Origin of the sequence: Sphingobacterium sp. Mn56C (assembly GCF_049319645.1) — a bacterium.
In the GTDB taxonomy this organism is placed as follows: domain Bacteria; phylum Bacteroidota; class Bacteroidia; order Sphingobacteriales; family Sphingobacteriaceae; genus Sphingobacterium.
The window spans coordinates 278,317-301,839 of record NZ_JBMOUC010000004.1 but is presented as its reverse complement, the minus strand read 5'-3'; the positions used below and the strand labels follow the sequence as shown (position 1 = coordinate 301,839).

Annotated in this window: 22 protein-coding genes and 1 riboswitch; of the genes, 9 read left to right on the top strand and 13 right to left on the bottom strand. The window is 40.2% G+C overall.

Annotated elements, in window-relative coordinates; genetic code table 11:
* Positions 1-30: 30 nt before the first annotated feature.
* The 6 genes from ACL9RF_RS12630 to ACL9RF_RS12605 all read right to left on the bottom strand — a co-directional run bounded on the left by ACL9RF_RS12630 (position 31) and on the right by ACL9RF_RS12605 (position 6,509).
* Positions 31-1,212, bottom strand: a complete 1,182-nt coding sequence (locus ACL9RF_RS12630) for a homoserine dehydrogenase (protein WP_422800996.1) — start codon at positions 1,210-1,212, stop codon at positions 31-33.
* A gap of 32 nt (positions 1,213-1,244) precedes the next feature.
* Complete coding sequence (locus ACL9RF_RS12625) at positions 1,245-2,552, bottom strand: O-acetylhomoserine aminocarboxypropyltransferase/cysteine synthase family protein (RefSeq protein WP_422800995.1); 1,308 nt, start codon at positions 2,550-2,552, stop codon at positions 1,245-1,247.
* Between the two features lie 252 nt (positions 2,553-2,804).
* A riboswitch (SAM riboswitch) is annotated at positions 2,805-2,914 on the bottom strand.
* A 215-nt stretch (positions 2,915-3,129) separates the two neighbouring features.
* Positions 3,130-3,945 carry an AMP nucleosidase gene (locus ACL9RF_RS12620; protein WP_422800994.1) on the bottom strand — a complete coding sequence of 272 codons (816 nt, stop codon included), beginning with the start codon at positions 3,943-3,945 and terminating at the stop codon, positions 3,130-3,132.
* Between the two features lie 72 nt (positions 3,946-4,017).
* On the bottom strand, positions 4,018-5,265 hold the full coding sequence (gene clpX, locus ACL9RF_RS12615) for an ATP-dependent Clp protease ATP-binding subunit ClpX (RefSeq protein ID WP_422800993.1): 1,248 nt from the start codon (positions 5,263-5,265) through the stop codon (positions 4,018-4,020).
* 3 nt (positions 5,266-5,268) lie between these two features.
* Positions 5,269-5,964, bottom strand: a complete 696-nt coding sequence (gene clpP / locus ACL9RF_RS12610; protein ID WP_422800992.1) for an ATP-dependent Clp endopeptidase proteolytic subunit ClpP — start codon at positions 5,962-5,964, stop codon at positions 5,269-5,271.
* An 83-nt stretch (positions 5,965-6,047) separates the two neighbouring features.
* Positions 6,048-6,509, bottom strand: a complete 462-nt coding sequence (locus ACL9RF_RS12605) for a type I restriction enzyme HsdR N-terminal domain-containing protein (protein ID WP_422800991.1) — start codon at positions 6,507-6,509, stop codon at positions 6,048-6,050.
* A 166-nt stretch (positions 6,510-6,675) separates the two neighbouring features.
* Between ACL9RF_RS12605 and holA the strand changes: the two genes are divergently transcribed.
* From holA to carA, 3 genes are all read left to right on the top strand, one after another.
* Entirely contained in the window at positions 6,676-7,686 is a 1,011-nt protein-coding gene (gene holA, locus ACL9RF_RS12600; protein WP_422800990.1) for a DNA polymerase III subunit delta, read from the top strand.
* Between the two features lie 30 nt (positions 7,687-7,716).
* Positions 7,717-7,923: a YwbE family protein gene (locus tag ACL9RF_RS12595; protein ID WP_422800989.1), complete on the top strand. Its 207-nt coding sequence runs from the start codon at positions 7,717-7,719 to the stop codon at positions 7,921-7,923.
* A 232-nt stretch (positions 7,924-8,155) separates the two neighbouring features.
* Positions 8,156-9,256, top strand: coding sequence for a glutamine-hydrolyzing carbamoyl-phosphate synthase small subunit (carA, locus tag ACL9RF_RS12590; protein WP_422800988.1), 1,101 nt, complete (start codon positions 8,156-8,158; stop codon positions 9,254-9,256).
* Between the two features lie 56 nt (positions 9,257-9,312).
* Here the strand turns inward: carA and ACL9RF_RS12585 are convergent, their stop codons facing one another.
* Together ACL9RF_RS12585 and ACL9RF_RS12580 are read right to left on the bottom strand one after the other, a co-directional pair.
* Positions 9,313-9,645: a hypothetical protein gene (locus ACL9RF_RS12585; RefSeq protein WP_422800987.1), complete on the bottom strand. Its 333-nt coding sequence runs from the start codon at positions 9,643-9,645 to the stop codon at positions 9,313-9,315.
* A 118-nt stretch (positions 9,646-9,763) separates the two neighbouring features.
* On the bottom strand, positions 9,764-10,147 hold the full coding sequence (locus ACL9RF_RS12580; protein WP_422800986.1) for a hypothetical protein: 384 nt from the start codon (positions 10,145-10,147) through the stop codon (positions 9,764-9,766).
* A gap of 306 nt (positions 10,148-10,453) precedes the next feature.
* On the opposite strand from ACL9RF_RS12580, the gene ACL9RF_RS12575 reads away from it, so the two are divergent.
* The 3 genes from ACL9RF_RS12575 (at position 10,454) to ACL9RF_RS12565 (ending at position 13,651) form a co-directional block, all read left to right on the top strand.
* The gene (locus tag ACL9RF_RS12575) at positions 10,454-10,879 is read left to right on the top strand and encodes a hypothetical protein (protein WP_422800985.1); all 426 of its coding nucleotides are present in this window, start codon (positions 10,454-10,456) and stop codon (positions 10,877-10,879) included.
* A gap of 96 nt (positions 10,880-10,975) precedes the next feature.
* Entirely contained in the window at positions 10,976-12,856 is a 1,881-nt protein-coding gene (locus ACL9RF_RS12570; RefSeq protein ID WP_422800984.1) for an Nramp family divalent metal transporter, read from the top strand.
* A 6-nt stretch (positions 12,857-12,862) separates the two neighbouring features.
* A complete protein-coding gene (locus ACL9RF_RS12565; protein ID WP_422800983.1) occupies positions 12,863-13,651 on the top strand; it encodes an SDR family oxidoreductase in 789 nt (262 codons plus the stop codon).
* A gap of 156 nt (positions 13,652-13,807) precedes the next feature.
* Here the strand turns inward: ACL9RF_RS12565 and ACL9RF_RS12560 are convergent, their stop codons facing one another.
* Positions 13,808-14,791, bottom strand: coding sequence for a dipeptide epimerase (locus tag ACL9RF_RS12560; protein ID WP_422800982.1), 984 nt, complete (start codon positions 14,789-14,791; stop codon positions 13,808-13,810).
* Positions 14,792-15,221: 430 nt separating this feature from the next.
* Here ACL9RF_RS12560 and msrA point away from each other — a divergent pair, with 430 nt between their 5' ends.
* On the top strand, positions 15,222-15,731 hold the full coding sequence (gene msrA / locus ACL9RF_RS12555; RefSeq protein WP_422800981.1) for a peptide-methionine (S)-S-oxide reductase MsrA: 510 nt from the start codon (positions 15,222-15,224) through the stop codon (positions 15,729-15,731).
* A gap of 161 nt (positions 15,732-15,892) precedes the next feature.
* Here the strand turns inward: msrA and ACL9RF_RS12550 are convergent, their stop codons facing one another.
* The 3 genes from ACL9RF_RS12550 to ACL9RF_RS12540 all read right to left on the bottom strand — a co-directional run bounded on the left by ACL9RF_RS12550 (position 15,893) and on the right by ACL9RF_RS12540 (position 21,144).
* Complete coding sequence (locus ACL9RF_RS12550; RefSeq protein ID WP_422800980.1) at positions 15,893-18,571, bottom strand: DNA gyrase/topoisomerase IV subunit A; 2,679 nt, start codon at positions 18,569-18,571, stop codon at positions 15,893-15,895.
* Between the two features lie 287 nt (positions 18,572-18,858).
* On the bottom strand, positions 18,859-19,428 hold the full coding sequence (locus ACL9RF_RS12545; protein ID WP_422800979.1) for a pentapeptide repeat-containing protein: 570 nt from the start codon (positions 19,426-19,428) through the stop codon (positions 18,859-18,861).
* A 30-nt stretch (positions 19,429-19,458) separates the two neighbouring features.
* On the bottom strand, positions 19,459-21,144 hold the full coding sequence (locus ACL9RF_RS12540) for a pseudouridine synthase (protein WP_422800978.1): 1,686 nt from the start codon (positions 21,142-21,144) through the stop codon (positions 19,459-19,461).
* Positions 21,145-21,311: 167 nt separating this feature from the next.
* Between ACL9RF_RS12540 and ACL9RF_RS12535 the strand changes: the two genes are divergently transcribed.
* The gene (locus ACL9RF_RS12535) at positions 21,312-22,271 is read left to right on the top strand and encodes an aldo/keto reductase (protein ID WP_422800977.1); all 960 of its coding nucleotides are present in this window, start codon (positions 21,312-21,314) and stop codon (positions 22,269-22,271) included.
* Between the two features lie 17 nt (positions 22,272-22,288).
* On the top strand, positions 22,289-22,759 hold the full coding sequence (locus ACL9RF_RS12530; RefSeq protein ID WP_422800976.1) for a Dps family protein: 471 nt from the start codon (positions 22,289-22,291) through the stop codon (positions 22,757-22,759).
* Between the two features lie 75 nt (positions 22,760-22,834).
* Here ACL9RF_RS12530 and ACL9RF_RS12525 read toward each other — a convergent pair whose 3' ends face one another.
* Complete coding sequence (locus ACL9RF_RS12525; RefSeq protein ID WP_422800975.1) at positions 22,835-23,260, bottom strand: nuclear transport factor 2 family protein; 426 nt, start codon at positions 23,258-23,260, stop codon at positions 22,835-22,837.
* Positions 23,261-23,523 lie beyond the last annotated feature (263 nt).

The window sequence follows — 23,523 nt, the reverse complement described above, 5'->3', positions numbered from 1 at the left end:
TGCTTTGAACAATCATTAGGTTAATGATGTTTAGAGTATTTCGGCAAGAAAGTACCCTGTTTGGTTAATTAAATCTCTTTTTGCGAACACTTCGCCAATGTTAATCTGTCCGATTACATACTTATAGTTTTCGCCATAAAAACGTTCCGAAATACTTTCAAAGTTCAGCTGCTGCAGCAGCGCTTCATCCTCATATCTGAAGTACGCTTTTATACTATAATTGGTAGAGTACGCCAACTCCTGTGACTCCAAGTGTTTTTTATACTCATAGCGGTAGTCGTAGCGTAAAGCCGTAATATCCGATAATACGGCAGAACCCGTCGGGTGACCACCGGCACCTTTACCATAGAAAAACTGCTCATCCGCAAATGCTGCCTTTACCAAAACACCATTGTTTTCATTTTCTACATTATACAATAAGTTATCCTTGGAAATAAACTTCGGTAAAACATACAACACAACCTCAGCATTATTAACTTCTTTGGCCAAAGGAATCAGTTTTATTTTGTAGTTCTTCTCTTTAGCATACCGAATATCCGCATCGTTTAATTTGTCGATTCCTAAATTTAAAACCGCCGTAGGATCAATAAATAAACCATAAGCATGAGATGCCACAATAGCAAGTTTATATTTAGGGTCGTAACCGCCAACATCCAATGTAGGGTCAGTTTCAGCGAAACCCAATTCTTGCGCTTTTTTCAAGGCAGCCTCGTACGTTTGGTTTTCATTGAAAATCTTCGAAAGAATATAGTTTGAAGAACCATTAAAAATACCACTTACCGAATGTAGCAACTCGTTGTTATAATACTCTTCAAGATTACGAATAATAGGAATACTGCCACATACAGCACCTTCATACAATAAAGACGTGCCATACTGCTGTTGTATCTCGGTAAGCTCCTCCAAATGAGTAGCGATCATTTTTTTATTTGCCGACACCACATTCTTACCCGAAGAAAGGGCTCTTTTTGTAATTTCAAATGCTGCATCCGCATCGTCAATCAACTCTACAACGGTATTAATTTCAGAATCCCCCAAAATTTTTTCAGCATCCGTAGTAAAAAGTTCGGCAGGAAGACTTCTTTTTTTATCTGCATTCTTGATTACAAATTTCTTGATCTCAAGGTTCAGGTTTTTAGTTTTGATAATGTCATATAAACCTTGGCCAACGACGCCAAAGCCAAACATACCAATCGTAAGTTTTTTACTCATTTCTATCTCTTTCCCTATTTATATATTTTAAGCTATTTTATTTTATCGAAAGCCTGCTGAAGATCATCTTTAATATCATCAATATGTTCAATACCAACAGAAAGACGCAATAGACCCGGATAAACTCCAGCAGCCTGTTGTGCCTCATCGCTTAACTGCTGATGTGTTGTTGCTGAAGGGTGGATAATTAGCGTTTTTGCATCGCCTACATTCGCCAAATGACTGATTAAGGATAGGGAGTCAATAAATTCATTTGCTTTTTCAGCACCACCTTTAATCGTAAAAGATAACACCGCACCATAACCATTCTTAAGATACTTCTGCGCACTTAGATGATACGGGTGGCTTTTTAGTCCAGGGTAACTAACTTTTTCTACCTGCGGATGCGTTTCTAACCACTGGGCAATTTCCAAGGCATTATCCACATGGCGTTGTACCCGTAAGGATAACGTTTCTAAGCCCTGTACAAGCAAAAATGAGTTGAAAGGCGATAAGGCCGGGCCAAAGTCGCGAAGACCCTCCACACGCGCTCTAATAGCGAATTGAATATTACCAAAAGGGCCATTTTCGCCAAACACATCCGAGAATACTAAACCATGGTAACCCTCTGAAGGTTCTGAAAACTGTTTAAATTTCCCATTGCCATAATTATAATTACCCCCATCGATGATAACGCCACCAATACTCGTACCATGACCACCAATCCATTTCGTTGCCGACTCTACCACCACATTAGCACCATGCTCAAATGGTTTAAATAAATAACCCGCGGCACCGAAAGTATTATCCACAATAAACGGGATATCATGCTTACGTGCTACGGCAGCAACTTTTTCAAAATCCGGAATATTGTAGCTCGGGTTACCGATAGTTTCTACATATATCGCTTTTGTTCTATCGTCGATAAGGCTCTCAATAGCTTCAGCATCTGAGCTTCCAGCGAAACGAGCTTCAATACCTAATCTTTTAAAAGCAACCTTAAACTGATTGTAGGTACCGCCATATAAGTTCGCGTCCGTAACAAAGTTATCACCTGCTTCCAAGATGTTATTTAGTGCAATAAACTGCGCTGCCTGTCCGGAGGCCACCGCTACAGCGGCTACGCCACCCTCCAACGCTGCAACACGTTTTTCGAAAACATCTGTTGTAGGATTCATAATCCGCGTATAAATATTTCCAAACTGCTTCAAAGCAAAAAGATTTGCACCATGTTCTGCATTTTCAAACACATACGATGAAGTTTGATAAATAGGTACCGCGCGCGATCCTGTTGTAGGATCTACTTCCTGGCCAGCGTGTATTTGTAAGGTCTCGAATTTAAGATTTTTATTATCAGCCATTTCTTTTCAATTTTATGGATATAAAGTACAATATTAATTTTTAAGTGGTGGATTGAAGGTGGTCGTCTTCTGCAGGCACAATTATCTTCTGCCGATTAGAGGCATAAAAATATTGTCCAGACGACTAACGCATTCGGGTGCAGAAGGTCGCCTTAGCCTTAAAAAGCTGCATAAAGATGGTAACCAACATCGGTGTGTCGGTAAAGTTTGCAAGAAATAAGGTCACGTAGTATTTCATATAGTTTGCTATTTAATTTATAGTCTCCAAGACATAACATCTTGGACAGGATTTGGCACCTTTTCAAAAACTGATGGTTGCCAGTGGGTCGTTGAGCCAGTCTCTCGCCACTTCTTTATAAACCAAAACCTATATGTTTAGAGGTATTGATTAGGTCGACATTATATAATGCCGAACACAAATATAGAATAAAAAATAAAAATTTAAAATTAAAATGGAAAAATTAAAATAGGAGGTGGCAGTAGTCAGAGCAATGGACGCTGCTTAGGGGCTGCCACCAGCATATAAGGTTTAAACGCTCTAAAACATCTTAAGTTATAAACTATTTTTTAGCCGAGTTTAAAACTTAAGATGTTTAACGGTTAACCCGTTGTTGATAAGTTGTTTTATCGCATCGATACCGATTGTTAGGTGTGTTTCGACAAACTTTGCGGTAACCGAAAGATCCGACTCAATAGTTTTTACACCCTCCGGAACCATAGGTTGATCGGATACCAGCAGCAATGCTCCGGTAGGGATCTTATTTGCAAAGCCCACACTAAATATCGTTGCCGTTTCCATATCCACAGCCATAGCACGAATAGATTTAAGGTATTTCTTAAAGTTTTTATCGTGTTCCCAAACCCGTCTGTTGGTCGTGTAAACCGTACCAGTCCAATAATCGCGTTCATGATCACGGATCGTAGTAGAGATGGCTTTCTGTAAAGCAAAGGCCGGCAATGAAGGCACCTCAGGTGGGAAATAATCGTTGGAAGTACCTTCGCCACGTATTGCCGCAATAGGTAAGATCAATTCACCTACGGCGATTTTCTTTTTTAGTCCGCCTGTTTTCCCTAAAAACAAAACCGCTTGAGGGGATATGGCCGATAAAAGATCCATCACCGTAGCCGCCATGGGGCTACCCATACCAAAGTTAATCATGGTAATACCATTGGCCGTACAGGCCTGCATAGCCTTATCTTCCCCATATATAGGCGCATCGTCGTGCATGGCGGAGAACATTTTTACATACTTCGAAAAATTTGTCAATAAAATATAGGCGCCAAATTCTTCCAAAGGCATTCCCGTATATCTCGGCAACCAGTTGTTTACGATATCATTTTTTGATTTCAGTCCTGGTGTTATCGGACTATCTACAGTTTTTTTCTTGTTCATACTAATTTCGTTTATATATTTCTGTCTATTAAAAACAAAACCCCTCACATTTTCAGGTGAGGGGTTTTGATGCTAAGCAACTTTGAGCTTTTTCATATCAGACTTTGCAAATTTTTTCTTTGCATACTCCAAGGTAATATGGAGTGTCTTATCCTCACGATCATCTTTCGATGTCGGTATTTCAAACATCGCATCGAGCATAATGGCCTCGCAAATACTACGCAAACCACGTGCCCCAAGTTTAAAATCCCAGGCTTTATCCACAATAAAATCAAAAACCTCCTTATCGAATTTTAAATTTACGTCTTCGTATTCAAACAGCTTAATATATTGTTTTACCAATGCATTTTTAGGCTCCGTTAAAATACTTAATAAGGTCTCCTTATCCAAAGGATTTAAATGGGTAAGGACAGGTAAACGACCAATCAATTCAGGAATTAAACCAAAGCTTTTTAAATCCTGTGGTGTAATATACTTGTATAAATTGTTTAAATCGATCTCTTCTTCCTCTTCCACCATTTTGTACCCTACAGTTTGGGTTCTTAAACGGTTGGCAATTTTTTTCTGTATACCATCGAAAGCACCACCACATATAAACAAGATATTACTTGTGTTTACAGTGATCATCTTTTGGTCCGGATGTTTACGTCCGCCTTGCGGTGGTACGTTCACATTCGTACCTTCCAAAATCTTTAACAAGGCCTGTTGAACGCCTTCACCAGATACGTCACGTGTAATAGATGGATTATCACTTTTGCGTGCAATCTTATCAATTTCGTCAATATAAATAATGCCACGCTCCGCAGCGGCCACATCATAATCTGCTGCTTGTAACAAGCGTGTCAAAATACTCTCCACATCCTCACCTACATAACCAGCTTCCGTTAAAACAGTGGCATCGACAATAGAAAAAGGTACATTTAATATTTTAGCAACGGTTTTTGCCAATAAGGTTTTTCCGGTACCCGTTTCTCCAACAATGATTAGATTCGACTTTTCAATTTCAGTTTCATCGGCACTTGATTTTTGATTCAGCCTCTTGTAGTGGTTATACACGGCGACGGAAATTACTTTTTTAGCATCGTCCTGACCGATAACATATTGGTCCAAATGTTGCTTAATTTCTAAAGGGCGAATCAATTGCAAGGTTGTCTGTAAAGACTTGTTCTTCCGTTGATTCAATTCCTCCGCTAAAATTTCACCAGCTTGTGTTACACAACGATCACAGATATGCGCCCCGTCACCTGCAATAAGCATTAAAGCTTCATTTTTGCTGATACCACAAAAGGAGCAATGTATATCTTTGTTACTTTTACTCATTCGTTATTTCTCTTTTTTAGGTGCTAACACCTCGTCAATCATTCCAAATTCCTTCGCTTCTACAGCTCTCATCCAGTAATCTCTATCGGATGATTTTTCTACCCATTCGTACGATTGACCAGAGTGTTCCGAGATAATGCTATAAAGCTCTTCTTTAAGTTTCATCATCTCCCTAAGGTTAATCTCCATATCCGATGCTACACCCTGTGCACCCCCCGAAGGTTGGTGAATCATAACGCGTGAGTGTCTTAATGCAGCACGTTTACCTTTGGCACCCGCAACCAACAAAACAGCGCCCATAGATGCCGCAATACCTGTACAGATTGTAGCAACATCCGGTGAAATATACTGCATAGTATCGTAAATTCCTAAACCGGCATATACACTACCACCTGGCGAGTTAATATAGATCTGTATATCCCGCTGCGCATCTGTAGATTGTAAAAACAACAACTGAGCCTGAATAATGTTTGCTACCTGATCGTTGATACCATCGCCCAAAAAGATAATTCTGTCCATCATAAGACGAGAGAACACATCCATTTGTGCCACATTAAGCTGTCTTTCTTCAACAATATAGGGCGTTAAATTCGTAGGCAAGTTTGTTTCTACACGGCCAATAAAGCTATCAACATGTTGACTTCCAATTCTGTGGTGTTTTATGGCGTATTTTCTGAATTCGTTTTTATCTATATTCATTTTCTAAACTTTCTATACTTTCTAATTATGTATTTATTTAATAAGGACTAATATAAACTGTTTTTCTTAAAAAAAGATAAACTTTATGTCTCCTTATTGTAAATTGGGAGTTCGTCTATAAAGGTATAGGTAGACGTCACAAAGTCTACCTTAAAGAAGTAATGCTCCAAACCGTTACTTACCAATAACAAGGGGATTTTATGGATGCTGTTGTAATTGCTAATCTGTTCAAACGTTTTACTCGTTATTTTTACGTCTGGAGCCTTAAATTCGGCCAGCAGAATCTTTTCTCCCTTCGTGTTATAAATAAGTAAATCGCTACGTTTTTGTAAATCATTTAAAACCAATCCACCCTCAATTTTCATTAAAGTTTTGGGGTACTTCTTAAACTGGTGGAGGAAGTGCACCCAATGTTGGCGAACCCATTCCTCTGGCGTTAACAACAGATTTTTTTTTCTCAATATATCAAAAACATAAACTTTTTGTTGTATTCGAGAAAGTTTTAAGGTTGCCGGAGGTAAGTTTAATGCTGTGGGTTTAAACATAGGCAAAGGTATTAATTTTTGTAAGTAAAAACAAATTTGCAGGATACGGTTAACAGCCGCCTATAGGAGACATTTTCGCTGGTATAGCGCGATAATAGCTGCCTATAGAGGCATACTTTGCTTTGGCTGAAAACCATTTCAACAAAAATGTTTATTTTCGCAGGGTATGAATGCACAGTCTATATTAAATGATATTAAAAATAGGAAATATAAGCCTGTTTACCTCTTACACGGTGAGGAATCCCATTATATAGATGTAATTAGCGATGCTGTAGAACATACGGTACTGGCGGAGGGACAAAAGGGCTTTGACCAGACGGTTTTGTATGGTAAGGAAACCGATTTAATACAAATAGTGAGCGCAGCTAAGCGTTTTCCGATGATGAGCGATTACCAGGTTATTGTGGTTAAAGAGGCACAAGCGCTGCGCTGGAAGGGGGATGATGAATTTTTGCTGAAGTACCTCGAAAATCCTACGCCCTCCACAATTTTGGTGTTCGCCTATAAACACGGCAAATTTGACAAACGTACCAAGCTATATAAGGTTATAGAGAAGGTAGGTGTGGCCTTTGAATCGGAGAAGCTGTACGACAATAAGGTTGCGGCTTGGATACAGGAGGAACTTCAAAGGGAACGCCGTAAAATACATCCACAGGCTGCCGTGCTGATGGCCGAGTATCTGGGGACAGATCTTTCAAAAATTACCAATGAATTGCAGAAGCTTTTGTTGAATGTACCTGCAGATAAGGATATTACAGTCTTGGATGTGGAGCAAAATATTGGTATAAGTAAGGATTTTAATGTCTTTGAACTTAATACAGCCTTAGGGAAACGTGATATGGTAAAAGCCATACAAATTGTGGATTATTTCGCCGCCAATCCGAAGTCTAATCCATTTGTCGTGGTGGTAGCTGCCCTTTCCGGATACTTTATTAAGGTATTGAAATACCATTACCTGTCGGATAAATCGTCGCCAGCTGTAGCCAAGGAATTGGGGGTACACCCTTTTTTTACGAAAGACTACGATGTTGCAGCGCGCAATTTTAACCGACGCAAAGTTTTTGCTGTAATATCGGTGTTGCGGGAGTATGATTTAAAATCTAAAGGCTTGAATTTAGGCCTCCATACGGGGGATGGTGACCTTATGCGGGAGATGGTTTTTAAAATTTTGAGTTAAACATAAAATAATAATAAACAAAAAAATATAATGAGCAACGGGAAGACTAGAGCCGATATTAAGCCAGGTATGTTGGTGAATATAGTATTGAAGAAAGATCAGCGCACAGGCGAGCTGACAGAAGGTATTGTTAAAGATCTGCTTACTTCGGCGCCTTTTCATCATAGAGGTATTAAAGTACGTCTTACCGACGGACAGATTGGAAGGGTGCAGGAAATTATTGAAGATGACTTTTAAATCCGCTGCTATACCTATTAATATTTAATAATTAATTTTCACTTTTTCATTTTTATTTTTACCTTTGTCCCTCGTGAAAATTGAAGTTTTATATTTGATTTCCGAAGACATTTTATTCAATGTTTGCATTGAAATATCAAATCATTGATACAGTTAGCCCGTTTATGGGCTTTTTTTATGTCCAAAATTTTAAATCAGAAAAAAGGCAACAACTTATTATTTAACATACATAATGACCAGCTACAGTAAATTACCCGCAATTTTAGTTTTACAGGATGGAACTGTCTTTCATGGCAAGGCTGCCGGAAAAATCGGAACCACAACTGGAGAGATTTGTTATAATACGGGAACAACCGGGTATCAAGAGATTTTTACCGATCCGTCTTATTATGGACAGATTATGGTAACCACCAATGCGCATATTGGTAACTATGGTATCGATGAAGACGATGCCGAATCCGACAAGATTCAGATAGCTGGATTGGTATGTAAAAACTATAATATCAATTATAGCCGTAAGATGGCTGATGAATCTATTCAGAGCTATTTTGAAGCACAAAATCTAGTTGGTATTTCGGATATCGATACCCGTTCTTTGGTGCGCCATATCCGCGATAAAGGGGCGATGAATGCGATTATCTCCTCGGAAAATTTAGATGTTGAGGCTTTAAAAGCGCAGCTAGCCGCAGTACCTTCGATGGATGGTTTGGAGCTGTCTTCAAAGGTGTCTACGACCGAGCCGTACTTTTATGGTGAAGAAGAAGCACCAACGCGTATTGCTGTGTTAGATTTAGGAATTAAACGTAATATTCTACGTAACTTCGACGCTAGACAGGTGTATGCAAAAGTATTCCCGGCAAGAACAACATTTGCGGAGATGGAAGCTTGGGGTGCTGAAGGGTATTTTATTTCAAATGGTCCTGGCGATCCATCGGCGATGGATTACGCGATAGATACGGTAAAAGAAATTATTGCCGCCGATAAGCCTATGTTCGGTATCTGTTTAGGTCACCAAATCTTAGCCTTGGCCAATGGGGTACGCACACAAAAAATGTTTAACGGCCATCGTGGTATCAACCATCCGGTAAAGAATATTATAGCAAACCGCTGTGAAATAACTTCACAGAACCATGGTTTTGGTGTAATCCGTGAAGACATTGAAAAAGCAGCAAATATTGAGGTAACGCATGTTAACTTAAATGATCAGTCTATTGAGGGCATACGTTTAAAGGATAAAAAAGCATTTTCTGTACAATATCACCCGGAGTCTTCTCCAGGTCCACATGATTCACGCTATTTATTTGATGATTTCATCAGTATGGTAAAAGGATAATATTAAGGCCTTCTCCACGGCAAGCGGAGAAGGCCTTTTTTTTAAGACATCCTTGATTAATCCAGTTTGCCACCAAAGGTAACCAAAACCATACCCGCTACAATAACAAATATACCTAAGGTCTGCATCCAAGAAATACCAGTTTTAAAATAAAGTGCCATGGCTAACTGCACCGTAACAAAAGTGCCACCCGAGCATAGCGCGATTACTATAGGTTGCGATACATTTTTGAAAAGTTGTATTAAAAACCAGCTGGCAGATAGTAGAATAATATTGCCTATGATTAAGGCATGCCAATGATATTTCGGGTGTATGCCACCCAACTTAAACAGTATGCTCGCCATAATCTGACAAGCCCAAAAGGCGAGGAAATATAGATAATACGTCATTCTTTAATTTAGAAAGTCTAAATGTATAAAAAACGGTAACAATAATTCCTATTTATGCCGTAAAAATAGTGCGTTTCAGGAAAGCAGAAAGCTAGGAGCCAATGCAGGAGCTTTCGCCCTAATCGTATATTTGGGGGCTTTCTAATAAATCGGTTACATAACCTAAGATTTCAGTTTCATTATGGCCATCCTCCAGCATAGAAAATGTTAAATAAGCGGCATAAATTTCACTGCTAAACAGGCTATGTTTATCCTCAACAATAGTGTCTAAAATGTCTTCTCTCAGATCCAAACCTATAAACTTAAGCTCATTGTGAAGGTTTGTGGCAATTGACTCATGGCATTCGCCCGAAGCAAAACCTACAATAATATGAAGAATAAGTTTATCGAAGATTTCCGCATCAAAGTTTTTAAACCTATTGGCATAGAGATTATAATCAAAACGCTTCTTAGCGCTATGCACGATTTTATCCCAGATCAAAAATTCGGTTTTCGTCTGCATATTTTTCGAGTTTATATATTGGTATACTAAAGGTAAGAAAAATAAAAAATTAAAACTTAATTAAAATTGTATAATATAATTTAAGGCACACGTAGCATGAACGCACGATAGCTAATATGCGGTAAAAGCAGATTATGGACATTAAGCCGTTTAAGCACATTAAGCCGTTTAAGCCGTTTAAGCACATTAAGCCCTTCACTATGACCTTGAAAAAAAATATTTCCATCGAATATCCTTAAGCCGTTTTAAAACCAAATCATAAGTTCTGTTGTTTTTTAGTCAGTTAAACCATATAAGGAGTACGTTATGGGAACCCAAGAAAACAAAAAAGAAAAACGCTTTGATGAACCTAACGAAAAGCAAAAATTAAACGATCAAAACCTGCATTACGATGCGGTTTCTGAGGTACATGACCTTGCTTATGACAAGCAGAAAGCTAGTTATGAAATGGATGTTAATGATACGGATCCGGACTGGGATCATCCTGCTGATTACAGTACGGTGAGTGCTGGCGCGCGCGACGACTCTTCTGCCTATGACGTTGCAAACCCCTATGTGGGTATGGAGTATGCTGGGCGCGAGGATCTTGTAAACGATGCCTATGACAATGCGGGAATGCGTATAAGGGATGAAAAAGAACTCCGTACCGCTAAAGTAGACCGTGACTTAGCGTTAAATGATGAAGATTATCGCGATGATTTGGATGCAGAAGGCTACCCTAAGCGCGTGTAATTTCTAATTTATATTTAATGTTAAAACAGCGGCATGTCGAATATCTATGATGGTTTTTAACTAGTTTTGTAACTCGTATTGAACTAAATAGAAATTATGGCAGCAGACCAACAGCATAAATCATTAGAGGACGTACATGAAAGTATAAAAGTATATAGAGGAAAATCGAGATTTAAAAGGCTATTAAGTTTTTTAGGACCAGCATATCTGATATCTGTAGGGTATATGGATCCTGGAAACTGGGCTACAGATCTTGCAGGGGGGAGCGCTTTTGGGTATACCTTATTATGGGTGCTGTTAATGAGTAATCTAATGGCATTGTTGCTGCAAGGTTTATGTGCACGTTTAGGTATCGTTAGGGGCAAAGATTTGGCGCAGTGCAACCGGGAGCTTTACCCTAAACGCATGAATTTTGTGCTTTATTTTTTGGCGGAGATTGCCATTGCAGCCTGCGATTTGGCCGAGATTTTAGGTATGGCGATTGGTTTAAACCTGTTGTTCGGCATAGATTTGCTTTGGGGGGTATTAATCAGTTTTGCCGATACTTTTCTGTTGTTATACCTGCAAAAGTTGGGCATGCGCAAATTGGAGCTGTTTATCGTAGGCCTAATAGCCCTGATTGGCGGATGTTTTTTGGTGGAAATGTTTTTTGCCAAGCCAGACCTTGCTGAGGTTGCTAAAGGTTTTATTCCTAGTATTCCGAACAGTGCCGCATTATACATTGCCATCGGTATGATTGGTGCTACCGTAATGCCACATAATCTATACCTCCATTCGGCATTGGTGCAAACGCGAAAAATACCACGCGACCGGCAGTCAATACGAAAGGCTATAAAATATAATTTCTTGGATAGTGCCATTGCATTAAACTTGGCATTTTTTGTTAATGCTGCGATCTTAATCTTGGCTGCGTCGGTGTTTCATAAAAATGGTATGCACCAGGTTGCTGAGCTTGAAGATGCTTACCACCTTTTGGGGAGCACACTTGGCACAGATTGGGCATCAAAACTCTTTGCTGTAGCCCTTATTCTTGCGGGGCAAAGCTCTACAGTTACCGGCACTTTGGCCGGGCAAATTGTTATGGAGGGATATTTGCGCCTGCGTATTAGTCCGCTATTAAGGCGTATGATTACCCGTATGCTGGCGATAATTCCAGCCGTCGTGGTGATACTATGGTTTGGCGATAAAAAGGTTGGCGAGCTATTGATCTTCAGCCAGGTGATATTGAGTATGCAGCTAGCTTTTGCCGTGATTCCTTTGATCCACTTTGTTAGTGATAAGGAAAAAATGGGGGAGTTTGCGATTAAGCCTGTATTAAAAATATGCTCCTGGCTTATCGCTATTATAATTGCGGTATTAAACTTTCAGCTGGTATACGAGGAAGTAACAACTTGGATTAAGGAGTTTGATAATATCTGGCTTACCTTGCTTTTATTGGCAGGCAGCATCGGTCTTATGCTGCTGCTGGTAATGACGGTAATCTACCCGTATATTTCCCAGCGCAAAGCGAAGCCCATTTCTGCGGATGTACATACCTCTTTTGAGCATTTAAATTTTACTCCGGCACAGGAGTTTCAGCGTATATTACTGGCACTAGATTATTCAAAATCTGATGAAGCTGTAATAAATCAGGCACTACAGTTGGGCAGTAACAACCGCACACTGGTACTTACCCATGTTGTCGAAAGCGCCGCCGTTAAATATACCGGCGAGGCTACCGACGATTATGAAAGCCGTAGAGATCAAGAGCGCCTCCTGCAGTATGTAGAATACCTGCAAGGACAGGGGTTTGAAGTTTTGTATGAGTTAGGGTTCAATAATAGGATTGAAGCTATAAAAGAACTGATTGAGAAATATGAGGTCGACCTACTTATTGTCGGGTCGCATGGACATCATGCGCTGAAAGACATTATTTTTGGGGAAACCGTTAATAAACTTAGACATGCGGTAAACGTACCCGTGTTAATAGCACAGTAAGCTCTTATGGAAATTAATTTAACAGGTAAAAATGCCTTAGTAGGAGGTAGTTCCTCCGGTATTGGAAAAGCTATAGCGGTAGCCTTGGCTCGCTGTGGCGCGAATGTTACACTGCTGTCGCGGACAGCGGAAAAATTAGCAAACGTAGTGGAAACGCTGGATGTGAGTAGAGGGCAGCAGCATCAGTATCTGGTTACCGATTTTACAGACTTTGAAAAGCATAAATCGGTGTTAAAGGCTTATTTTGAATCGAATACAATAGATATTTTAGTCGCCAATACCAACGGACCCAAAGCCGGTGATGTGACTACAAAAAACGAGCTGGATTATAAAGAAGCTTTTGATCTCTTGTTTCAAAGTGCTGTATTTATGACAAATTTAGCGTTGCCTTATATGCAGCAGCAAGGCTATGGCCGTATCATCAATGTATCGTCGATGACGGTAAAAGAACCTCAGGACAATCTGGTGCTTTCGAATACCATGCGTACCGCATTGCTGTCCTGGTATAAGTCCTTATCCAACGCCGTGGCCCCCTGTGGTATTACGGTAAATAGTATCCTAACCGGGTACTTTGAAACCGATCGCTTACATAGCTTGATACAGGCACAGGCTGATGCAGCGCAAATAAGCTTTGCCGCAGCGAAAGATAATAGGCAACAATCGGTGCCTATGAAACGTCTTGGCGACCCTAAGGAATATGGTTATCTGGCAGCCTTTATAGCGTCGGAGTATGCATCATATCTTACGGGTACGGCGATTCCATTGGATGGCGGGATAGCAAAAACACTTTTTTAAGCTAAATAAACTGATGGTAAAGCATAAAGAGGCTTTCCACGTGGAAGGGGAAGGCCTCGTGGCTATTGATTTTGTACCTTGTATTTGTATTGCCTGTAATAACCGTATCCTAAACTAGGAGGTAAGCCCCGTATGGTGCCCAGCTATTTTAGGATCTTAGTGTATCAGGTCGATACCAATTCCATACGCATCCGTTATTTTACAATAGCCATTTTCAACCGTCATGCCGCGGTACAGATCATTTGCGATGAGCAATGCACCATCCAAATCTGCCCAATCTGCTAAGGGCGCCAGTTGCGCGGCTGCGGAAATGGCACAAGATGTTTCGGTCATACAGCCCAGCATTACCTTCATACCTAATGAGCGCCCCAATTCGGCCATTTGTTTAGCCTCGCGCATGCCTGTACACTTCATCAGTTTAATATTAATACCCGAATACACGCCCTTCAATTGCGGTACATCCTGTAAACGTTGGCACGCTTCATCGGCAATTGTTGGTATTGGCGAACGCTCGGTTAACCAGGCATTTTCGTCGATCATCTCTTTAGGCATAGGCTGTTCCAGAAATACAACATTACGTACCTGTAGCCAATGCGCCATGGCTAAGGCCTCCTCCTTATTTTTCCAGCCCTGGTTTACATCCGCACAGAGCGGCACATCCGTTACCGAGCGTATCGTATCGATAATCATCTTATCCGTGTCTAAGCCTAGTTTTACTTTTAAGATTTTGAACTGCTCCGCTTCGGACACTTTCTTGCGGATCATCTCCTCCGTATCTATTCCTATAGTATACGACGTAGGCGGAATATGCTGAGGGTCGAGGCCCCAAATCTTATAAAAGGGCTGTTGCATTAACTTACCTAAAAGATCATGTAATGCTATATCTATTGCCGCTTTTGCCGCCGTATTTTTGTCGTCTAATGCATCAATATACGTTAAAATAGCCGCCGTTTCAAAAGGTGAAGTGAACCTGGATAAATCTACTTTCTCCAGAAATGTCGTAACCGTAGCCTGCGATTCCCCAAGATATGGCGGCATACTCGCCTCCCCATAACCCGTTAGCCCATCGTAGCTTAGTTCGGTCAACATAATGGGTGTTGTGGTACGGCTAAAGGATGCCACAGTAAATACATGGCGCATTTCTAATGTATATGGTCTGTAACGCAGGGTAAATCGACCCATTTTTTTTGTTTGCCAGCTGGTAGTGTGCATTAGTTTATAGTATCAGTATTTATTGTATTTTTAATGGCCATACATGCATCGGCAGGGCCAAAATGAGGTATGTATGCCAGTAAACGATGCGTTAAAAAAATCCAACGTAGTTGGCTACCCATTTAAGCCTAAAATTAACAGCTGCCCGCCCAATAGCTTGCCTATATTATCTTTAAAATTAAGTGAGTTGCATTGCTACGAATCTAATTTTCATAATTCTACTTACAAACGCTAAAGTAAAGTAAATTTGTAACATTTATAGTTCATTTCTCATTAAATTACTTTGATATTGATTTTTTGTTAAAGATTTGACAAATTTTTATATTTATCTTAGCATCTTTTTATAGATATTTGCGTTATGAAAGCGACATTTGGTGGTGGGTGTTTTTGGTGTACCGAAATCATCTTTTTAAATACCCCCGGCATACGTAAAGTACTGCCAGGATATATGGGCGGAAAGCGTGAAAATCCAAGTTACGAACAAGTATGTTCAGGTGCTACAGGGCATGTAGAGGTTATCGATATTGATTTCGATGCGGAGCAGATATCTTTTGAAAAATTATTGGGAATATTTTTTAAAACCCACAATCCTACAACGCTAAACAGGCAAGGAGAGGATGTAGGTACACAATATAGATCGGTAGTTTTTTACCATAATGCGGAACAGAAGTTGGCAACCGAAAAGATAATAGCTGATCTGGAAGCGCTACAAGCTTTTGAAGACCCTATTGTGACCGCCGTAGAACCGGCGCAGGTATTTTGGCCTGCCGAAGATTACCATATCAATTATTTTAACAGGAATCCGGATAATCCATTTTGTGCTGCTGTTATAGCGCCAAAATTAACAAAATATCTATCTACCTTTTAAACAAACAACAGTATAACTGCCATTTCCACCTTGGATTGGCAGTTATTAATCGTGTCTATTTTACCTTTTCTTTGCTACAGGCAAAAGATAATATACAACAAAAGCCGTAGGTTTTTTAACACCTACGGCTTTTATTTTAGGGCATATCCTTATTGATAGATTTAGAACAATTCTGTTTGCCCCTTCTCATCTGTCTGAATATCCTGCGGGTTTGTTATTTCCAATTTAATAGTATCGTTGCCGCTTGCGGTGCTGTTTCCATCTGCAGCACCCGAAGTTGGAGATTCCATACTATCCAGCTTTGTCAAATCGATATCCTGCGTTAGTGCGGTCACTTGTTGAACATTATGAAACGATAACCTATTGCCTTGCGCCTTGATTTTCTTTACATCAATCAATTCATTTAAGGGCTGCTCAACAGATTCTTCTACCTGAGATTTACCTTTTAGCTGTAAGACATTTACCACAGCATTTGGGTGGTTGGTTAACAAAATAAGTTGAGATCCCGCCTCTTCATTGATAAAGGAAACCCGTTTCCCCAGCTGTAGATCCTCAAAAACAAAACGTTTTACATAAAAAGCCCCAGTTTTACCATCTTTATGCACAGCCGTATACACCCATGTAGGTATAAACTTCTCTATACGAATCATCTTTTCATCAAAGTGATTATTCAAATCAAAATTCGATAATTCGTAAGATCCGTCGTCAAAAACAGTAAGCAGCTTATCATCCCCATCAAACTCGCCCAGGAAAGTACCACGCTCATCCACGTTTAATCGTCGTAGTACCTCATCGAACCATATTTTACGGCCCGCCAAGGTAGATACACCCGCATTTTTAAACGTTACCTTCTTAACGATATGTTTAGAGACAATATTCCCTAAGGAAGCTTTTCCTTTAATAGCAATTTCCGCTAAGTTTAAATCAAAAGAAAGCTTACGCAAGCTAGTATGCGGTTTCAATTGTACATGCACAACCTCGGCTTCACCATTCGGGTTAGCGGTAAAGTACAGCAGTTTAGATCCTTTGGTACCTTTGCTGATATCATATTCCTTATCGCGTGTAACCCCCGTTACAGAAAAGCGCTTTACATAAGTCGTACCATTGGTTCCATCCTGGTAAATAGCATTATAGGTAGTTCGTTCGTCGCCTTTTTTAAACACGGCGACATGAATAATATCCTTACCCACGAAGACCTTATCCTGCACCTTTACCACAGCGTATTTCCCATTTTGGCGGAAGACAATGATATCGTCAATGTCGGAACACTCGCTAACAAACTCGTCTTTTTTCATCGCCGTACCAATAAAACCCTCCTCGCGGTTTACGTACAGCTTTGCATTTGCTAAAGCCACCTGCGTAGCCTCCACTTTATCGAATACACGTAAAGCGGTTTTACGTTCGCGGCCTTTTGCATACTTACTGCGTAAGTGCTCGAACCACTGTATGGTAAAATCGACTAAATGTTTAAGATTCTTTTTAACCGCTTTAATTTCATCGGCTAAAGATTTCATTTGTTCATCCGCTTTTTTAACATCAAAACGCGTGATACTACTCATCGGTTTATCGATAAGTTTTTTGTAATCTTCAGGAAGAATTTCGCGGTAGAACTCGGGAAAGAAAGGGGAGAATAGCGTGTTCAGCACATTAACCACCGTATCAAAGTCGCCGGCACCTTCATAATCAGGATGTTTGTACATGCCCTCCTGTATAAAAATCTTTAACAAGCTACTGAAGAATATCTTTTCCTGCAGTTCATGTAATCGGATTTCAAGCTCTTGTTTAAGGAGGGCCTTTGTATTTAACGTATTTTCCGTAAGGATATCGTTGACACTCATAAAGTACGGCTTGTTGTCTTTGATTACACAAGTATTCGGTGAAATCGACGACTCACAGGAGGTGAATGCATAAAGCGCATCAATGGTGACATCAGGAGAAATTCCTGGAGCAAGATGCACGATAATCTCCACATTTTTGGCCGTATTATCTTCAATTTTTTTGATTTTTATCTTGCCCTTATCATTAGCCGAGACAATACTCTCGATCAATGCCCCTGTGGTGGTACCGAAAGGAATTTCGGTAATAGCCAATGTTTTTTTATCGCGTTCTTCAATTTTTGCACGCACACGGATCTTCCCACCCCGCTGACCTTCGTTATAGTTCGAAACATCTGCAATACCACCTGTAGGGAAGTCGGGGAAAATATTGGGTCTTTCACCCTTTAACACCTGTATAGAGCCATCGATAAGCTCCACAAAGTTGTGCGGCATAATTTTGGTCGCTAAGCCTACCGCAATACCTTCAGCCCCTTGTGTAAGTAATAAAGGGAATTTTACAGGTAAAGTAACAGGTTCTTTATTACGGCCATCATAACTTAATTGCCATACTGTAGTATCGGCATTAAAAACAACCTCTAAACCAAACTTCGACAAGCGACCCTCGATATAACGTGGAGCTGCGGCAGCATCACCCGTTACGGGGTCCCCCCAGTTACCCTGGCAATCGATGAGCAAATCTTTTTGACCAATTTGTACCATAGCATCACCAATGGAAGCATCCCCATGGGGGTGATATTTCATGGTATTACCGATAACATTGGCCGCCTTATTATACCTGCCATCGTCCATTTCCTTGAGGGAATGGAGAATACGACGTTGAACAGGTTTAAACCCATCATTAATATGCGGAACGGCACGGTCTAATATAACATAAGAGGCGTAATCCAGAAACCAGTTTTCATACAAGCCCGAAAGGGCAATGGTATTGCCGGTGGCATCAGCGTCTGTAAGTTGGTTATTTTCTAAGTTATTTTCTTCAGAATGGTTTGTTTCCTCCATCATTTACGTTGCTTTAATAGATACAAAATAGCAGCATATTGCCTTATTAAGTCGCGTAAAAATACAAAATTATTTCTTTACTTGTTTGGCTTCATAAAGGGCTTTATGGTTGTTGTTAAGGTAACATGCACGGGTTTAAGCAAGGCTAGCCATGGCAGCAGAAACAAGGCTTGGTAAATAGAAATTATTCCGACTAGGTCTTTTGCCCTACAAAACCAGATTCAAAGGCTGTTGTCTGCATTCGCGTACTACATGGCTGTCACCTTAATTTAGGAAATAGGGTTTCAGAACTATTCTACGATGTTAATTTTATACTGCTGTAAAAGACCAGGAAGCCCCGAGATGGCAAACTTAGCGCCTTTAATTTTATTCCTTTCCGGATCCAAATGGTAGGCGTAAGCCGTTGTGAAATCTGCTTTTTCCAAGTTACAAGCATAAAAAATAGCGCCAAATAAATCACAATGGTCAAAAGAAACCGCTGAGAGATCGCTATTTTCGAACCTTACCTCGCGAAGTCTACAAGTGCGAAATATAGTTTTTTTAATATTTAACCCCAGGAAAGAACTGTGATCCAGCACACAGGTATCAAAAGAAAAACCAATGTTAAATGTATTGCAGTGGTGAAACTGTAACCCCAACATTTTACAGCCCTTAAAGCGACAATCCTGGAGCATGGTATTCTCCAGATTCGTTAAGGTGATATTACAATTTACAAAAGTGCAGTCCAAAAATCTACTATTCTTAAACGATAGGTTCTCGAAGTTACAATCTTCAAAATGGCAAGCCTCATATGTTGCAGACTCCAGCGGCTGCCTATGGAAGTCGGTTTTCGTATAGGTTATTTCCTCGTAAATATGCATAACAGATTTTATTTCCCTAAAAATTGTCGTCTAAAAGGGGTCCTTAACCTCAAAAGAAACACGTTCTTTGGTTGTTGGGTGTATAAAGGCAATACATCCAGCATGCAAGTGCAAGCGGTCGGCTTTAATACCATACAAATCGTCGCCAACGATAGGTGTATTTAAGCCCTTAGCATGTGCCGAATGAACCCTAAGCTGGTGCGTACGCCCAGTTTGCGGGAAATAATGAATACGTGTCTTATCACCCTCTACAGCCACCACCGTAAAAGCCGTACGTGCAGGTTTGCCATGGGTATAACAGACCACCTGCCGAGGTCGGTCTTCCAAATCCACACGCAATGGTAAGTCTATACAACCCGATACCTTGTCGATAATACCATCCAACAAAGCGGTATACCTCTTTTGCACCGTATGTTGAATAAACTGATCTTGAATAAATTGATGCGCCTCTTTATGCTTCGCTAATACCAATAATCCAGAAGTAGACATATCCAATCGATGTATGATTAAGGGCCCGGTTATTTCGGGGTTACGTGCTAGGATACGGTTTTGCACCGAATCTTGGATATTAATTCCCGGGACGGAAAGAAACTCTGCGGGTTTGTTCACCACAATAATATCGGCATCCTCAAAAACGATTTCCAAGGTTTTATCCTTCGCCGGATTTTCTAAAAAGGGGTTTGGATCCAGCGATAAGCCTTGCAACATATGATTTAAAATAGGCTCACATTTTCCACGGCATGCCGGGTAGAAGTAACCATGCTTACGAACCTCCGATCCGGGCGGCGCACCCCACCAAAATTCGGCCATCGAAACAGGTTTAAGCTGCATTTTATAGGCATACTGCAAAAGTTTTGGGGCAGCACATTCGCCAGCCCCGGCGGGAGGCAGCATCTGAATGGCATCATTAAAAATCTGTAAAACCGATTTCTTTGCACCTAAAGCATTAAGAAAATGGTATTGATCGAAAAGCTTTTGCTGAAGGTTTGAAGATTTTTGTTTTCGAAGGTCCTTCTTTTCAGCAATGGCAGCTTCCAGGTGGCGCAAGGTCTGTTCGATAGCATTTAACTTTAGGGTACAATCTTTTTTTAGCAGATCATACTCATGCTGGTCGCGGTAGCTTTGTTTTATTAAATCAGCCGTTAACGCGGCGTACTCCGTAGCATTACAAATAGCTACCTGTGTTTGACGTATCGTCTTCCGTTCGGCTTTATTTCGCTTGTGTGCCAGTCGTTTGTCGGCCAACAGTTGAAGATTATGAGCCTTCGTATCCTCAATTTCGGATTGAAGTAAAGCCAGCTTAGGATCGGCCTCAAGTTGGGCAATTTCGCGATTTAGCTGGTTAATGCTAGCTTCCTCTTGAAGGAAAAAACCTGCAGGGTCTAACATATCAAAAATGGGAGGCACAAAATAAGGATGTTGGTTGCTGCCCGCCAGTTTGCCAGAGAAAGCAGCCAAATAACCCAACTGCCCCTGAGCATCTTCAACAACCAAAACGCCAAACATTTTTCCGATAACAAGGCCAGGTTGTTCGGGATCTAGACCAAAGTTATGCTCAAAATCACGCTGGTTGTTAAGGTAGCACTGCAGCTCCTTTACAGCAATTAAACTCAGTGGATGTGGCGTATAGAAAAACGGGAAGGTAAACCGTTCGGGTTTCTCTATGCGGGTTATCGTTGTTGTAAATGCATGTAAAGCCGGTATTTTCCCAAACATAATAGATATCAATAAAAATAGCCTGCAAAGCTACTAAGAAAATCCATTTGTCTATCAAACAGTTTAGGTTTTTAATTGTTCTTAAATGACAGAAATATGGTTTATGTTTTTACAATTTTAAAGCGAAGATGAGTAACTTGTAAGTATTCAAATGTAGATACAGGTTTATGAAAGAAAAAATAAAGTTCGGACAGACATCTTTGGAAATCGTTCCTTTAATCTTTGGAGGCAATGTATTTGGCTGGACACTGGATCAAAATAGCTCCTTCAGCATGCTGGATAGGTTTTTTGATCTTGGTTTTAACGCCATCGATACAGCTAATACATACTCCCATTGGGTACCGGGTAACAGCGGAGGAGAGTCGGAGACAATAATCGGTAACTGGATACAACGATACGGAGGGCGAGAAAAGATGGTGTTAATGACAAAAGCGGGGGGGCGCATGGCTACAGATGGAAAACCAAATAGTACGGCAGCGCATATTAAGGAGCAGGTTGTATTGTCTTTAAAAAGGTTACAGACCGATTATATTGACCTCTATCAGCTGCATTATGATGATGAGGTTACAGCGGTAGAGGAAACATTGCGTGCCTTTGAAGATTTAGTGAAAGAAGGGAAGGTGCGATACATCGGTGCTTCTAATATATCACCCGAAAGGCTGGTAGAGAGTTTAGATACCGCACAAGAGAAGGCCTTGGCGCCCTATGTCTCGCTGCAACCGGAATATAATTTATTTGACCGCGCCAAATATGAAAACCTTTATCAGCCTATTACGCTGGAAAAGCAAATCGCCGTAATTCCGTATTACGCCTTGGCGAGTGGTTTTCTTAGTGGAAAATATAAATCGGAGGACGATTTCCAACTGTCAGCACGTGGTGCAGATGTAAAAAATAGATATTGGAATAGCCGTGGACAGGCAATTTTGGAGGCTTTGCAGCAGGTATCATCACAGTATGAGGTTTCTACCGCTGCGGTGGCTTTAGCATGGCTACTGACACACAAGGAGGTTGCAGCACCTATCGCTAGCGCCACAAAGGAAGGCCATTTGCATGCTTTTGTCGAAGCTTTACAGCTGCGCTTAGATGCTACTAGTCTGTCGCTCCTAAATAATGCAAGTAAATACTAATTAAATACATAAGAATCATGAAAACAAATATTGGAATTAAAGAAAAAGACACCGAGAAAATTGCTGTTATCTTAAATAAATTGTTGGCTGATGAAAGTGTTTTGTATCAAAAAGTTAGAAATGCACACTGGAATATTGAAGGGCCCGGATTTCATGAGTTGCATTTGTTTTTTGAAACGATTTATAATGAGCTTGCTGTCGTTGTCGACGATGTTGCTGAACGTGTGCGTACAATTGGGCATTATGCCATCGGAACCTTAAAAGAGTATTTGGAGCTTACCCGTTTTTCCGAAACCAAAAACAGCAAGAATGATGGCAATACCTACATCAAAGATCTGCTGAACGATTTTGAAAGCATTATTATTTCCATACGTGGCGATATTGATCAGGTGGAGGAACATGGCGATAGCGGAACTTCTGATTTATTAAGCGGTATAATAGAGAAGCATGAGAAAACAGCTTGGATGTTGCGTGCCCACCTAAGGTAAAAAAATAAAGCGTCTGTGTTCGAAAACAGACGCTTTATTTTTTTACCTGAATTAAGGTATAAATTTCGATTTCTGTTAGGGATAGGTAGTTATCACCTTATTTATTTTCCATCCCTCCTCCTTGTTTAATAGCGTTACATAATCTACCCGGGTAAAGGTATCGAATTTCATTTCTACCTTAGCCAGGGTATAATCTTTTGAGGCATCGATTATCGTGTAGTTGCTATGGCAATATAAATTCAAACCCTCCGTCGATTTTAAGAATGTTAAAAGCTGTTCTTTGCTGAATTTATCGGCTCTACCAGCGTTAAAAACTTCCAATTGAAAGTTGTTTTCGAACAGGTAATCGATATGTTCAACCTGCCCTTTGGTAATGGCGTCTACATAATGACCGACAATATGTTTATTGTCCTTATATTTTAGCGGACTTTCCTTTGCGTTAACAATATTTGCCGATAGGGTGTATAGTAATGCTGCGATAAAAGAGATTAATGTTTTCATTTTTTTATAGATTAATATGTCCTGTTTAATTGTTATTTGTTGATTCAAAAGTAGGCTGTAGGGCGCTTTTATGAAATGACATATAGATTAGTAGGTACAAATTCTCGGTAAAAACTGGTTTTTATTCGGTAAAAATACCCGCCATAATTTACCGATATTAAAGGGCAGCAGTGTAGAAGCAATTGGGTAAACAAAAAGAGACTCTTGCTTAGGATAAACTTGGAAGCAGTTTTTTTGGGAGGCTGAATTTAATCAGACTCTCC

What these genes read in the sequence shown, in the direction of transcription:
- ACL9RF_RS12540 (WP_422800978.1), bottom strand. Translation starts at nt 21,144, where the DNA reads ATGTTTGGGAAAATACCGGCTTTACATGCATTTACAACAACGATAACC.
- ACL9RF_RS12595 (WP_422800989.1), top strand. Translation starts at nt 7,717, where the DNA reads ATGAGCAACGGGAAGACTAGAGCCGATATTAAGCCAGGTATGTTGGTG.
- ACL9RF_RS12525 (WP_422800975.1), bottom strand. Translation starts at nt 23,260, where the DNA reads ATGAAAACATTAATCTCTTTTATCGCAGCATTACTATACACCCTATCG.
- ACL9RF_RS12535 (WP_422800977.1), top strand. Translation starts at nt 21,312, where the DNA reads ATGAAAGAAAAAATAAAGTTCGGACAGACATCTTTGGAAATCGTTCCT.
- clpP (WP_422800992.1), bottom strand. Translation starts at nt 5,964, where the DNA reads ATGAATATAGATAAAAACGAATTCAGAAAATACGCCATAAAACACCAC.
- carA (WP_422800988.1), top strand. Translation starts at nt 8,156, where the DNA reads ATGACCAGCTACAGTAAATTACCCGCAATTTTAGTTTTACAGGATGGA.
- ACL9RF_RS12575 (WP_422800985.1), top strand. Translation starts at nt 10,454, where the DNA reads ATGGGAACCCAAGAAAACAAAAAAGAAAAACGCTTTGATGAACCTAAC.
- ACL9RF_RS12585 (WP_422800987.1), bottom strand. Translation starts at nt 9,645, where the DNA reads ATGACGTATTATCTATATTTCCTCGCCTTTTGGGCTTGTCAGATTATG.
- ACL9RF_RS12545 (WP_422800979.1), bottom strand. Translation starts at nt 19,428, where the DNA reads ATGCATATTTACGAGGAAATAACCTATACGAAAACCGACTTCCATAGG.
- ACL9RF_RS12550 (WP_422800980.1), bottom strand. Translation starts at nt 18,571, where the DNA reads ATGATGGAGGAAACAAACCATTCTGAAGAAAATAACTTAGAAAATAAC.
- ACL9RF_RS12570 (WP_422800984.1), top strand. Translation starts at nt 10,976, where the DNA reads ATGGCAGCAGACCAACAGCATAAATCATTAGAGGACGTACATGAAAGT.
- ACL9RF_RS12565 (WP_422800983.1), top strand. Translation starts at nt 12,863, where the DNA reads ATGGAAATTAATTTAACAGGTAAAAATGCCTTAGTAGGAGGTAGTTCC.
- msrA (WP_422800981.1), top strand. Translation starts at nt 15,222, where the DNA reads ATGAAAGCGACATTTGGTGGTGGGTGTTTTTGGTGTACCGAAATCATC.
- ACL9RF_RS12560 (WP_422800982.1), bottom strand. Translation starts at nt 14,791, where the DNA reads ATGCGCCATGTATTTACTGTGGCATCCTTTAGCCGTACCACAACACCC.
- ACL9RF_RS12625 (WP_422800995.1), bottom strand. Translation starts at nt 2,552, where the DNA reads ATGGCTGATAATAAAAATCTTAAATTCGAGACCTTACAAATACACGCT.
- ACL9RF_RS12620 (WP_422800994.1), bottom strand. Translation starts at nt 3,945, where the DNA reads ATGAACAAGAAAAAAACTGTAGATAGTCCGATAACACCAGGACTGAAA.
- ACL9RF_RS12630 (WP_422800996.1), bottom strand. Translation starts at nt 1,212, where the DNA reads ATGAGTAAAAAACTTACGATTGGTATGTTTGGCTTTGGCGTCGTTGGC.
- holA (WP_422800990.1), top strand. Translation starts at nt 6,676, where the DNA reads ATGAATGCACAGTCTATATTAAATGATATTAAAAATAGGAAATATAAG.
- ACL9RF_RS12580 (WP_422800986.1), bottom strand. Translation starts at nt 10,147, where the DNA reads ATGCAGACGAAAACCGAATTTTTGATCTGGGATAAAATCGTGCATAGC.
- clpX (WP_422800993.1), bottom strand. Translation starts at nt 5,265, where the DNA reads ATGAGTAAAAGTAACAAAGATATACATTGCTCCTTTTGTGGTATCAGC.
- ACL9RF_RS12530 (WP_422800976.1), top strand. Translation starts at nt 22,289, where the DNA reads ATGAAAACAAATATTGGAATTAAAGAAAAAGACACCGAGAAAATTGCT.
- ACL9RF_RS12605 (WP_422800991.1), bottom strand. Translation starts at nt 6,509, where the DNA reads ATGTTTAAACCCACAGCATTAAACTTACCTCCGGCAACCTTAAAACTT.